Genomic DNA, 12414 nt, shown 5'->3' on the forward strand with positions numbered 1-12414 from the left:
GGCCGCCGGGCAGTGCGGTACCCACCGCCTCACCGCACCGCCCGCGGCAACCGCTCCGCCGGCTTCGGCCAGTACTTCACGATCGCGTCCTCCACACCCGGCAGCGCCCGCTGCCCCGCCAGGGCCAGGGCGATCGCCGCGGCCACGCCCGTCCAGGCGACCGGGCCGAGCGGGGTGCAGCCGAAGAGGCGGCTGGCGCCCGGGGTCTGGACGAGGGCGACCAGCGCGGCGGCCGAGCCGAGGGACGTGACCTGGACCAGGCGGCTGTCGCGGCGGTCGGCGAGGGTCTGGGCGAGCTGGGTTCCGACCACCGCGCACAGGGCCATGGTCGTCGAGCGGCGCGCCGTGCCCGGCGTGAACCGGCCGAACAGCCAGGCCGCGGTCGCCCCGAGCGCCGTGGTCAGGGCCCGGTGCCTGATCTGCCGGAGCAGGGGCTCGCCCAGTACCGCCGTACCGAGCGGCGCGCCCGCGTCGGCGGCCTCCTGCTCGGGATCCCCCGTCTTCGTCACGGCGACCGCCATCGCCGGGAACAGGTCGGTGAAGAGGTTGACCAGCAGCATCTGGCGGGTGGACAGCGGGGCGGCGCCGCCCAGCACCGTGCCGAGGATGCCGAAGCCGACCTCGCCCGCGTTGCCGCCGATCAGGATGGCGATGGCGTCGGCGACGCTGTGCCACAGCGCCCGGCCCTCCCGCACCGCCTCCACCAGCACCAGCAGGTCGTCGCCCGTGACCACCAGGTCGGCGGCGTTGCGGGCGGCGGCCGAACCGCGGGCGCTGATGCCGACGCCGATGTCGGCGGCCCGGATCGCGGCGGCGTCGTTGGCGCCGTCGCCGACCATGCCGACGACCCTTCCGGCGTCCCGCAGGGACTCGACGACCTGGAGCTTCTGCTCGGGCGCCACCCGGGCCACCACGTCCGCGTCGCGCAGCATCCGGGAGCGTGCCGTGCGGTCGGCGGCGGCGAGTTCGTCGCCGGTGACGACGACCGCGTCCTCGGGCCAGCCCAGGTCGACGGCGATCGCGCGGGCGGTCTGCGGATGGTCGCCGGTCAGCACCACGGGCCGTACGCCCGCCTCGCGCAGCCCCCGTACCAGCGCCGGGGACGTCTCACGGGCCACGTCGGCCAGCGCGAGCAGTCCGGTGAACTCCAGCTTCGAGGGCTGCTGTTCGAGGACGTCGGCGGCCTTCTCGCCCTTCGCCAGCACCCGCCGCGCCACCGCGATGATGCGCAGCCCGTCGCGGGCCAGCCGCTGCGCCGCCTCGGAGGCGTGCGACGGCAGGCCGGCGCAGGCGGGCAGCACCGTCTCCGGGGCGCCCTTGACCACCAGCACCGCGGGGCCGGTTCCGCCCTCGCGTCCGACGGCGGCGGCGTAGCCGCGGGAGGTCTCGAAGGGCAGTCCCTCGTCCTGCGTCCACTCGGGGTCGTCCCCGGCCGCGTCCAGGACGGCCTCGTCGGTGGCGTGGGTGGGCCGGGCGCCGTCGCCGTTGAGCCGGGGACAGGCGCGCGCGGCGATCCGTACGGCGTCGGCGGCGCCCGGGTCGCCCGCCCGGCGGACCGTGCCGTCGGCGCCCGCGACGCGCGTCAGCCGCAGCCTGTTCTCGGTGAGGGTGCCCGTCTTGTCGAAGCAGATGGTGTCCATGCGGCCGAGCGCCTCCAGCGTGCGCGGGGTGCGCACGAGGACGCCCCGGCGGCTCAGCCTGCGGGCCGCCGCGAGCTGCGCCACCGTCGCCACCAACGGCAGCCCCTCGGGCACGGCGGCCACCGCCACCGACACCCCGCCCGCGACCGCCTGCCGGATCGGCGCCCCGCGCAGCAGCGACAGACCGGTCACCGCGGCCCCGCCCGCCAGGGTGAGCGGCAGCGCCTTGCGGGTCAGCTCCTGGAGCCTGGCCTGCACCCCGGCCGCCGCGGGGGTCCGGGCGGCCAGGGCGACGGCCCGCGCCGCCTCGGTGTGGTCCCCGGTGTCGACCACGACCGCTTGGGCACGTCCGGCCACCACCGTCGTGCCCTCGAAGACCATGCAGTACCGCTCGGCCACGGGGGCGCGGGGCGACGGGTCCACGGACTTGTCCACGGGCAGCGACTCGCCGGTCAGCGCGGACTCGTCCACCTCCAGACCGTCCTCCCACAGCAGCCGGGCGTCGGCGGGCACCACGTCGTCCGCCTTCAGCTCGATCACGTGACCGGGGTGCAGCCGGGCGGCGTCCACGATGCGCGGCTCGGCCTCCACGGCGGTCTCGTCCGGCCCCGAGGCCCGGACGCGCGGCAGCGGCGTTCCCGCGGCCGGGACGGCACCGCCGCCGCCGGACCGCGCAGTGTCGGCGTGCTCCCCCGCCGCGCCGTCGGACTCGGTCGGCCCGCCCGCCCGCGCGGGGCCCTCCGCCAGGCGGGCCTTCTGCTTCTGCTCCGCCAGCAGCCCGGACAGCGCCCGCTCGGCACGCAGCCGCTGGAAGCCGCCGACCAGCGCGTTCAGGTCGAGCGCCCCGACCACGAGCAGCGCGTCCACGACCGACCCGAGGATCGCGGAGGCGGCCGAGCCGACCGCCAGCACGGGGGTGAGCGGGTCGTCCAACTCCCCCCGTACGGCGCGGGCCAGCTGCCACGACCAGCGCACCGGGGCCAGCACCCGGACCCGGCCCGCCCGGTCGGCGACCGCGTGCAGCCGGGCCAACGCCTGCTCCACGGCGGTCGGTTCGGGCTCACGCTCCCGATCGAGCCGGTCCCGTACGTCGTCCGGGTCCAGCGTGTGCCACGCCACCCGGGCCCGGGGGTGCGGGGCGCGGGCCATCGCCACGCCGAGCGCGGCACGCGTCCCGGACAGCAGGGCCAGCGCCGCGCTCGCGTCGACCGGCGCGTGCCGCATCCCCAGCAGCGTCGACATGCCGCCCCTGCGCCTGCTGCGCGCCTCGCCGACCGCCACCAGCAGTCCGGACAGCGCGGCCCCGGACCGGGCCAGCGTCTGGGACCGGTGCCCGATCGCACGGGCCGCGGGCACCGCCCGCAGCAGCCGCCACACGTCGGCGAGCCCCTGCGGCGCGAGCACGTCCGCACCCCAGGCCACCGGACCGTCCGTGTCGGCCAGCGCGACGGCCACGTCCCCGGCGAGCAGCCCCGCCAGCACCGTCCCGTCGTCGCCGGGCAGCGGCCGTACGACGGTGATGACGCCGCCCTCGGCGCGCAGTCCGGCCACCACGTCCCCGAGCGGGCGCCGGGCGCCGACGACCTGGTCGGCGAGGCCGGTGAAGTCGGCCAGCGCCGGGTCCTCGACCATGACCACGCGCAGGCCCGCCCGCCGCGCCGCGTCCAGCACGTCCTCGGTCCACGGGTCCGCGCCCGCGTCCGGCACCCGCAACGCGCTGGGGTGCAGCACGACCGTGCGGGCCATCTCCAGTTGCCGCAGCCGCCCGGGGTCGCGCACGAGCACGCCGGTGCGGGACAGCGCGGCACTCAGGACGGCGTGGAAGGCGGCGGGCCCGTAGCGCGCGGCCTTGGGCGAACCGGCGAGCACCGCCTCCGCCGCCTCCGCCACGTCGTGCTTGACCAGCAGGGTCGCGGCGGCGCCCGCCACGCTGCCCGCCGAGGCGTGGGCGGCGTAGTCCTGGGCCGGGGAGGTGCGCGGCCGCGGGCGCAGGGCGGGTGCGGCGGGCAGGCTGCCCCGGCCCGGCACGCACAGCTGGTCGTGCACGACCTCGAAGGCCGCCGTCCGCGCCACCGCCTCCGTCAACTGGCAGACGCGCAGCGCCCCGTCGAGCACCAGCGAGGTGGGGCTCTGCCCGGCGCCGTGAACGGCCGCGTTGGCGGCGGCCAGCGCCACGTCCATGCGGTGGTCGCCGAGCCGCTCGCGCAGCCAGGCGCGGAAGGCCGGGTTCTCGCGCAGCAGCGTCGCGACGGCGGTGACCAGGCGGGGCGAGGGAGGCAGCCGCAGGCGCGCGCCGGTCACGGCGGCGGCGATGCCCAGCACGTCGGCCCCGAGGGCGGCCGCCGCGACGCGCACCGACGCCGGGTCACCGGGATGGACCGCCTCTTCGACCAGGTCGTCAAGGCCGTCCAGGTCGGCCAGGCCATCCTGGTCCTGCTGGTCCTGCTGGTCCGTACGGGTGAGTCCGTGGCGCTCGGCGATCTCGGTGGCGCGGTCCACGACGCGGTCGGTGAGCGCGTCCTGCGTCGCGGTGACCACCAGCCTGGCCAGGCCGGGGTCCCAGTAGGCGAGCAGCACGTCCGGATGCTCGGCCAGCGCCGCCGCCACCCGCCGCGCCACGTGTTCCGTGCCGCCCGCCCGGCGCACCTCGTCCGTCGCGGCCGGCCGCAGCGCCAGGTGCGCCCGGGGTCCGGCCCGCCAGTCCCGGGTGCCGCCCGGCAGCGCCGCGCGGGCGACCCGTGCCGCCCGCGCCGCGAAGTCGGCGCCGCGCACACCGGCCCGTGCGGTGCCCACCGCCGCACCGGCCGCGGCGCCCACGGCGGGCGCGGTGCCGCGCGCGAGCAGCCGGGGGCCGGCCAGTACGAATCCGGTGACGGCGTCCTGGGAACGCGTCAGCAGCCCGCCGACCACGGCTGTCCCTCAGCCGGACGTGCGGGTGCGCGACGCGGAGCCCGTCTTGCGGCTCCGGCTGCGGCCGCCGCCCGAGGTCGAGGTGGAGGGCCGGCTCGACGACGCCTTGGTTCCCGACTGGCTCTTGGCCCGAGTGGGGGACGCGGTCTTCTTCGCGGGGGACTTCTTCGCGGCGGTGGCCTTGGTGGCGGTGGTCCTCTTCCCCGCAGCCGTCTTGGCGGTCTTGGCGGTCTTGGCGGCCTTCGCCGTCTTCGCCGTCTTCGTCGCAGGGGTCCTGGCCGCAGCCGTCTTCGTCGCGGCCGTCTTCGCCGCGGGCGTCCGGGCAGTGGTCTTCCTGGCTGTGGTCTTCCTGGCTGTGGTCTTGCGCGCGGTGGTCTTCCGGGCCTGTGCCCGGGCGGGCTTCGTGTCGGCGGCGCCCCGCACCGCCCCCGCGCCCTCGCCCGTCGCCGCGCTCCCGTTCCTGCCCTGTCCACGCTGCTGGGTCAACCAGGCCACCGCCGCCCCGGTGGCGGCCACCGGCCACTCCACCAGTCCGGCGACGCCCAGCACCCCGGCCCCCGTGTAGACGATCACCCGCCGCCCGCGCGGTGAGACGGCCCCGATCCTGTCCAGCGCGCCCTCGGCGGCCCTGCCGACCGTCCCGGCGCCCGGCACCTTCCGCACCACCGAAGCGGCCGCGTGCAACGGCATCGGGAGTGTCCGCGCCGACTTCTGCTCAGCCATGACTGTTCGTCCTCGCCCTGTCCGTGCTGTGGAAACCCTGGGAACATCACCTTCCGCATTTCTCCGGGTTCCCGCACCTCGGGCGCTCACCCGGGCGGCGTCGGCCGGCGCTCCAGGGCGATCGCGTGCAGCTTCTCCAGGCGTTCCCGGGAGACCTCGTCGGCGGGTGCGTAGGTCACCATCCGGGCGCCGGGTTCCGGTCCGAGCCACAGGTCGGTGTGGTCGACGCGGATGCGGCCGACGTACCGGTTGATGAACTCCTTGCGCTTGCTGCGGTGGGCGACGACCTCGTGGCGTTCCCAGACCTCGCGGAAGTCGGGCGACTGGGTGCGCAGCCGTTTGAGCAGCACCTTCCAGGCGGGCTCGGCGAGATGACCGGCCATCGTCGCGCGGAAACGGGCGGCCATCAGCCGCTGGGTCTCCTCCAGATTGGTGATCGACGACCGCCAGTCCGGGTCGGTGAAGGACAGGATCATGCAGTTGCGGTCCTCGGGCGGCACCGCCTCCAGGTCGCACAGCAGCAGCCCGTACGTGCGGTTGTGGGCGAGGATGTCGTACCGGCTGTTCTGCACGCAGGCGGGGTACGGCTCGAACTGCTCCAGCAGGGCGCGCACCGCCGGTGTGATCGCCGGGCAGATCCTCGCGGGCGTCGGGTCGACGGTCCCCGCGAGCTGGAAGAGGTGGGCGCGCTCGGAGGGGTCGAGCAGCAGCGCGCGGGCGAGGGCGTCGAGGACCTGCACGGAGACCTGGATGTCCCGGGCCTGCTCCAGCCAGGTGTACCAGGTGACGCCGACGGCCGAGAGCTGGGCGACCTCCTCGCGACGCAGCCCCGGTGTCCGGCGCCGGCGCCCGCGGGGCAGTCCGACCCGCTCGGGGGCGATGCGCTCGCGGCGGCTGCGCAGGAAGGCGGCGAGTTCGTGCCGCCGGATCTCCGAGCCGGCGTCCCGGGGCGGGGACTGCGCGGCCGTCTCCTGACCCGTCGTCGTCGTCATGCCTCCAGAGTGCCGCGTTCCGGATCCTGTTGCCAGGTACTCCTTCTACCAGGACAAGAAGACTCTGGTACCACCCTGGAAAGGGTCGCAGGCTCGACCACGTGACCGAAACCATCACTTCACGATCCGTCCGTCCGGCCACCGGAGCGCCACCCGCGCTCGGCGGTCTCGGACTCTTCACGGTGCTGCTGGCCGCGGCACTCCCGCTCATCGACTTCTTCATCGTCAACGTCGCCCTGCCCACCATCGGCGCGGACCTGTCCGCGGGCGAGGCGGTCCTGGAACTGGTCGTCGCCGGGTACGGGGTGGCGTACGCCGTCCTGCTGGTCCTCGGCGGCCGGCTCGGCGACCTGTTCGGCCGGCGCCGGCTGTTCCTGGGCGGCATGGCGGCCTTCGGGCTGACCTCCCTGGCCTGCGGTCTCGCGCCGGACGCCTGGACGCTGGTGGCGGCGCGGGTGGCGCAGGGTGCCTCGGCCGCCGCGATGCTGCCGCAGGTGCTGGCGACGATCCAGGCGACCACGACCGGTCCCCGGCGCGCGAAGGCCATGGGCCTGTACGGGGCGACGGCCGGCCTGTCGATGGTGGCCGGGCAGATCCTGGGCGGCGTCCTCGTGGCCGCCGACATCGCGGGCACCGGCTGGCGCTCCGTGTTCCTGGTCAACGTCCCGGTCGTCCTGGTGGGCCTGTTCCTGGCCGCCCGCGCGGTCCCGGAGACCCGCTCCGCGCGCCCCGAGCCGGTGGACGTCCCCGGCACCTTCCTGCTGGCCGCCTCGATCCTCACCCTGCTGGTCCCGCTCACCGAGGGCCGCGCGGCGGGCTGGCCGCTGTGGACGTGGCTGTCGCTGGCGGCGTTCCCGTTCGTGGCGGCGGCGTTCTACGCGGTGGAGCGCGGCGCGGACCGCGCGGGCCGTACGCCCCTGATCCCGCCGAGCCTGTTCGCGATCGTCCCGCTGCGGCGCGGCCTGCTGCTGCTGGTGCCGTTCTCGATCGGGTTCAGCGGCTTCATGTTCGTCATCGCGGTGGCCCTGCAGCAGGGCGCGGGCCGGGGCCCGGTGGCCGCGGGCCTGGCCCTGGCACCGCTCGCGGTGGTGTTCTTCCTCTTCTCGCTGGCCGGCCCCAGGCTGGTCGCCCGCTACGGCACGCGCGTCGTGCCGACGGGCGCCGTGCTCCACGCGCTGGGCCTGGGCCTGATCGCGCTGGCCGCCTGGCGCTCCTGGCCCGACCTCGGCATCGTCGAACTCCTGCCGGGTGCGGCGGTCGCCGGTGCGGGCCAGGCGCTCCAGCTCCCCGTCACCGTGCGGGTCGTCCTCTCGGAGGTCCCGGCCGCGCGGGCGGGCGTCGGCGCCGGTGTCATGACCACCACTCAGCAGGCCTCGCTGGCCCTGGGCGTGGCCACCCTGGGCACCCTGTTCCTGTCGCTGACCCCGGGCATGGGCATGCGGGACGCCCTGGTGGCAACGCTGCTGGTCCAGGTGGCGCTGGTGGTGCTGACCGGTCTGCTGGGCCTGCGCCTGCCGCGGACGATCGACTGAGCCGCGCCGAGGAACGCACCGTTTCTGGTCCAGACCTCTTGACGAAAGGTCTGGACCACATCACTGTCATGCCTACGACACCTCACCGCACCCCCACCGGGAGGCCCGGCATGATCCGCCGCAAGGTCCGTCTACTGGCCGCCGCACTCGCGGCCACCGTCCTGACCCCCCTGGGGGTCGCCACCGCGTCCGCCGCCCCCACAGGCGCCGCACCCGCCCCCGCCGCGGACACCTGCGCCGTGAAGTCGAAGCCCGCGGGCAAGGTCCTCCAGGGCTACTGGGAGAACTGGGACGGCGCCGCCAACGGCGTCCACCCGCCCTTCGGCTGGACCCCGGTCACCGACCCCCAGATCGCCGCCCACGGCTACAACGTGCTCAACGCGGCCTTCCCGGTCATCCGTTCCGACGGAACGGCCCTGTGGGAGGACGGCATGGACGCGGGCGTGAAGGTGGCGACGCCCGCGGAGATGTGCGCGGCCAAGGCGTCCGGGCAGACGATCCTGCTCTCCATCGGCGGTGCGACGGCCGGCATCGACCTCAACTCGACCGCCGTGGCGGACCGTTTCGTCGACACGATCGTGCCGATCCTCAAGGAGTACAACTTCGACGGGATCGACATCGACATCGAGACCGGCCTGACCGGCAGCGGCGACATCGGCCAACTCTCCACGTCCCAGGCCAACCTGATCCGCATCATCGACGGCGTCCTCGCCCGCATGCCGGCCGGCTTCGGCCTCACGATGGCCCCGGAGACCGCCTACGTCACCGGCGGCAGCGTCACCTACGGCTCGATCTGGGGCGCGTACCTGCCGGTCATCAAGAAGTACGCCGACAACGGCCGCCTGTGGTGGCTGAACATGCAGTACTACAACGGCAGCATGTACGGCTGCTCCGGCGACTCCTACTCGGCCGGCACGGTCCAGGGCTTCACCGCCCAGACCGACTGCCTGGACAAGGGCCTGGTCATCCAGGGCACGACGATCCGCGTCCCCTACGACAAGCAGGTTCCGGGCCTGCCCGCCCAGCCCGGCGCGGGCGGCGGCCACATGTCACCGTCCCTGGTCTCCGAGGCCTGGAACCACTACAACGGCTCCCTCAAGGGCCTGATGACCTGGTCCCTCAACTGGGACGGCTCGAAGAACTGGACCTTCGGCGACAACGTGAAGTCCCTGCAGAACCGCTGACGCGAAAACGCCCACCCTCCAGCCGACCGAGTCGGGTGGCGGGTGGGCATAGGCCCGGGGGTCCCGGGGGCGGAGCCCCCTGGTACCTCAGCGGACCGGACGTTCAGCAGCCAACCAGCCGAGACGCGAGGTACCCCTCGATCTGGTCCAGCGACACACGCTCCTGCTTCATCGTGTCCCGCTCGCGGACGGTCACCGCGTTGTCGTCGAGCGTGTCGAAGTCCACCGTCACACAGAACGGCGTCCCGATCTCGTCCTGACGCCGGTACCGCCGCCCGATCGCGCCCGCGTCGTCGAACTCGATGTTCCAGTTCTGCCGCAGCGCCTGCGCGAGCCCCTTCGCCTTCGGCGACAGCTCCGGGTTGCGGGACAGCGGCAGCACGGCGACCTTCACCGGGGACAGCCGCGGGTCGAGCCGCAGCACGGTGCGCTTCTCCAGCTTGCCCTTGGCGTTCGGCGCCTCGTCCTCGATGTACGCGTCGAGCAGGAAGGCGAGCATCGCCCGCCCGACACCGGCCGCCGGCTCGATGACGTACGGCGTCCAGCGCTCGCCGGCCTCCTGGTCGTAGTAGGAGAGGTCCTGGCCCGAGGCCTTGGCGTGCGAGGAGAGGTCGTAGTCCGTCCGGTTGGCGACACCCTCCAGCTCGCCCCACTCGCTGCCGCCGAAGGAGAAGCGGTACTCGATGTCCGCGGTGCGCTTGGAGTAGTGGGAGAGCTTCTCGGCCGGGTGCTCGTACCAGCGCATGTTCTCCTCGCGGAGACCAAGGCCCGTGTACCAGTTCCAGCGCTGCTCCATCCAGTACTCCTGCCACTTCTCGTCCTCGCCCGGCTTGACGAAGAACTCCATCTCCATCTGCTCGAACTCGCGGGTGCGGAAGATGAAGTTGCCGGGCGTGATCTCGTTGCGGAAGGACTTGCCCATCTGGGCGATGCCGAACGGGGGCTTGCGGCGCGAGGTGGTCTGCACCTGGGCGAAGTTGGTGAAGATGCCCTGGGCGGTCTCGGGCCGCAGGTAGGCGACGGAGCCGCTGTCCTGGGTCGGGCCGAGGTGGGTGGAGAGCAGGCCGGAGAACTGCTTGGGCTCGGTGAAGGTGCCCTTGTTGCCGCAGTTGGGGCAGTTCAGGTCGGCGAGGCCGTTCTCCGGAGCCTTGCCCTTCTTCTCCTCGTACGCCTCCTCCAGGTGGTCCGCGCGGAACCGCTTGTGGCAGGAGGTGCACTCGGTCAGCGGGTCCGTGAAGGTGGCGACGTGACCGGAGGCCACCCAGACCTCGGGGGCCAGGATCACGGAGGAGTCGAGACCGACGACGTCCTCGCGCGAGGTGACCATGTAGCGCCACCACTGGCGCTTGAGGTTCTCCTTGAGCTCGACACCCAGCGGACCGTAGTCCCAGGCGGCGCGCTGACCGCCGTAGATCTCACTGCACGGGAATACGAAGCCACGGCGCTTGCTCAGGCTGACGATGGTGTCGATCTTGTCGGCGGCCACGGTGCTCTCTTCATTACGACGACGGGCGACGAAGCGAGATGCTTCCAGAGAATGCTTCAGGTTACCGGCGTGGGCCGCCCCTCGGCCAAATCGGGGCCTCCGAGCTGCGGAATCGCCCGCTTGTTGACAACGGTTTCCATATTTGTTGAAAATGAGTGTCATGAACGTACGACGACGCCACATATCCGGCATAGCAGTCACCGCGGCCGCCACTCTCGGCCTCGGGACCCTCTCGGCCTGCTCCAGCGACAGCGCTGCGGCGGGCAACACCGACAAGTTCGACGTCGTCGCGTCGTTCTATCCCATGGCCTACCTCGCCGAGCAGATCGGCGGCGACCACGTCAGCGTCACCAGTCTGACCGAGCCCGGCCAGGAGCCGCACGACCTGGAGATCAGCGCCAAGCAGCGCGCGCAGCTCGAGGAGACCGACGCCGCTCTCTTCCTCAAGGGCCTCCAGCCCTCCGCCGACGAGGCCATCGCCCAGTCCGGCGCCAAGACGAAGATCGACGCGGCCACGCTGACCACCCTCGAGGAGCACAGCTCCGAGGTCGGCGGCCACGCGGCCGAGCACGAAGACGAGCACGCCGAGGACGAGCACGGCCACGACCACGGCGAGGAGGGCGGCAAGGACCCCCACATCTGGCTCGACCCGGTCAAGTACGCCGAGGTCGCCGAGGGCGTCGGCAAGGCCTTCGAGAAGGCCGACCCCGACCACGCCGCCGACTACAAGAAGAACACCGCGGCCCTGGTCGAGAAGCTCGGCGGCCTGAACACGAAGTTCGAGACCGGTCTGAAGGACACGAAGACCAAGGTGTTCATCACCACCCACGCGGCCTTCGGCTACCTCGCCGAGCGCTACGGCCTGACCGAGGAGGCCATCAGCGGCCTCAGCCCCGAGTCGGAGCCCAGCGCGGCGCGGGTCAAGGAGCTTGAGAAGATGGCCAAGGCCGACGGCGTCTCCACGGTCTTCTACGAGACGCTCGTCAGCGACAAGACCGCGAAGACGGTCGCCAAGGACGCGAACCTCAAGACGGACGTCCTCGACCCGATCGAGGGCATCACCGACAAGTCCCGCGGCGACGACTACTTCCAGGTCATGGAAGCCAACCTCAAGGCCCTGCAGACGGCCCTGGGAGCCAAGTGATCAACCCACCGGAGGGCGGCGGCATGAGCGAGCCCGTCAACATCATCTCGCTGCGCGGCGTCCGCGCCGAACTCGGCTCACGCCCCGTCCTGCGCGGCATCGACCTCACCGTGCGCCGCGGCGAGGTCGTCGCGCTGCTCGGCGCCAACGGCTCGGGCAAGTCCACGGCCGTGCGCTCGGTCATCGGCCAGGTGCCGGTCACGGCCGGGGAGATCGAGCTGTTCGGCACCCCGCGGCGCCGCTTCCGCGACTGGGCGCGCGTGGGCTACGTCCCGCAGCGCACCACGGCCGCGGGCGGCGTCCCCGCCACGGTGACCGAGGTCGTCTCCTCCGGGCGCCTGTCCAGGGCCCGCTTCGGCATCCTGCGCAAGGCCGACCACGAGGCCGTGCGCCGGGCCCTCGAGCTGGTCCGCATGGCGGACCGGGCCAAGGACTCCGTGGACGCCCTCTCCGGCGGCCAGCACCAGCGGGTGCTGATCGCCCGCGCGCTCGCCGCCGAACCCGAACTGCTGATCATGGACGAGCCGATGGCGGGCGTCGACCTGGCCAGCCAGGAGGTGCTGGCCGAGACGCTGCGCAAGCAGGTCGAGGCCGGCGTCACGGTCCTCCTCGTCCTGCACGAGCTGGGCCCCCTGGAGCCGTTGATCGACCGGGCCGTGGTCCTGCGTGACGGCTGCGTCCTGCACGACGGCCCGCCCCCGAAGGCGGTGGGCCAGCACGCGCTGCCCGGCCACGACCACGTGCACCCGCACGCACCGGCCGGCGCCGAACCGATCCGCACCGGCCTGCTGAGCTGAGAAGGC

8 protein-coding genes are annotated in these 12414 nt (G+C 73.7%); 4 read left to right on the plus strand and 4 right to left on the minus strand.

Features of this window, described 5'->3' with window-relative positions; genetic code table 11:
* Positions 1-29: 29 nt before the first annotated feature.
* From ACGH7X_RS12755 to ACGH7X_RS12765, 3 genes are all read right to left on the minus strand, one after another.
* Positions 30-4550 carry an HAD-IC family P-type ATPase gene (locus ACGH7X_RS12755; protein WP_399884762.1) on the minus strand — a complete coding sequence of 1507 codons (4521 nt, stop codon included), beginning with the start codon at positions 4548-4550 and terminating at the stop codon, positions 30-32.
* Positions 4551-4559: 9 nt separating this feature from the next.
* Entirely contained in the window at positions 4560-5273 is a 714-nt protein-coding gene (locus tag ACGH7X_RS12760) for a hypothetical protein (RefSeq protein WP_399884764.1), read from the minus strand.
* A gap of 86 nt (positions 5274-5359) precedes the next feature.
* Complete coding sequence (locus ACGH7X_RS12765; protein WP_399884766.1) at positions 5360-6265, minus strand: helix-turn-helix domain-containing protein; 906 nt, start codon at positions 6263-6265, stop codon at positions 5360-5362.
* Positions 6266-6366: 101 nt separating this feature from the next.
* On the opposite strand from ACGH7X_RS12765, the gene ACGH7X_RS12770 reads away from it, so the two are divergent.
* Together ACGH7X_RS12770 and ACGH7X_RS12775 are read left to right on the plus strand one after the other, a co-directional pair.
* Positions 6367-7797, plus strand: a complete 1431-nt coding sequence (locus ACGH7X_RS12770) for an MFS transporter (RefSeq protein ID WP_399884768.1) — start codon at positions 6367-6369, stop codon at positions 7795-7797.
* A gap of 110 nt (positions 7798-7907) precedes the next feature.
* Positions 7908-8981, plus strand: coding sequence for a chitinase (locus ACGH7X_RS12775; RefSeq protein WP_399884770.1), 1074 nt, complete (start codon positions 7908-7910; stop codon positions 8979-8981).
* Positions 8982-9084: 103 nt separating this feature from the next.
* Here the strand turns inward: ACGH7X_RS12775 and ACGH7X_RS12780 are convergent, their stop codons facing one another.
* Positions 9085-10467, minus strand: a complete 1383-nt coding sequence (locus tag ACGH7X_RS12780; RefSeq protein ID WP_399884772.1) for a glycine--tRNA ligase — start codon at positions 10465-10467, stop codon at positions 9085-9087.
* Positions 10468-10627: 160 nt separating this feature from the next.
* Here ACGH7X_RS12780 and ACGH7X_RS12785 point away from each other — a divergent pair, with 160 nt between their 5' ends.
* Both ACGH7X_RS12785 and ACGH7X_RS12790 read left to right on the plus strand, forming a co-directional pair.
* Positions 10628-11611: a metal ABC transporter substrate-binding protein gene (locus ACGH7X_RS12785; RefSeq protein WP_399884774.1), complete on the plus strand. Its 984-nt coding sequence runs from the start codon at positions 10628-10630 to the stop codon at positions 11609-11611.
* Positions 11612-11634: 23 nt separating this feature from the next.
* Complete coding sequence (locus ACGH7X_RS12790; protein WP_399884776.1) at positions 11635-12408, plus strand: metal ABC transporter ATP-binding protein; 774 nt, start codon at positions 11635-11637, stop codon at positions 12406-12408.
* Positions 12409-12414 lie beyond the last annotated feature (6 nt).

Source organism: Streptomyces sp. BBFR51, assembly GCF_044591655.1.
Classification (GTDB): domain Bacteria; phylum Actinomycetota; class Actinomycetes; order Streptomycetales; family Streptomycetaceae; genus Streptomyces.

What these genes read in the sequence shown, in the direction of transcription:
- ACGH7X_RS12765 (WP_399884766.1), bottom strand. Translation starts at nt 6,265, where the DNA reads ATGACGACGACGACGGGTCAGGAGACGGCCGCGCAGTCCCCGCCCCGG.
- ACGH7X_RS12790 (WP_399884776.1), top strand. Translation starts at nt 11,635, where the DNA reads ATGAGCGAGCCCGTCAACATCATCTCGCTGCGCGGCGTCCGCGCCGAA.
- ACGH7X_RS12760 (WP_399884764.1), bottom strand. Translation starts at nt 5,273, where the DNA reads ATGGCTGAGCAGAAGTCGGCGCGGACACTCCCGATGCCGTTGCACGCG.
- ACGH7X_RS12775 (WP_399884770.1), top strand. Translation starts at nt 7,908, where the DNA reads ATGATCCGCCGCAAGGTCCGTCTACTGGCCGCCGCACTCGCGGCCACC.
- ACGH7X_RS12785 (WP_399884774.1), top strand. Translation starts at nt 10,628, where the DNA reads ATGAACGTACGACGACGCCACATATCCGGCATAGCAGTCACCGCGGCC.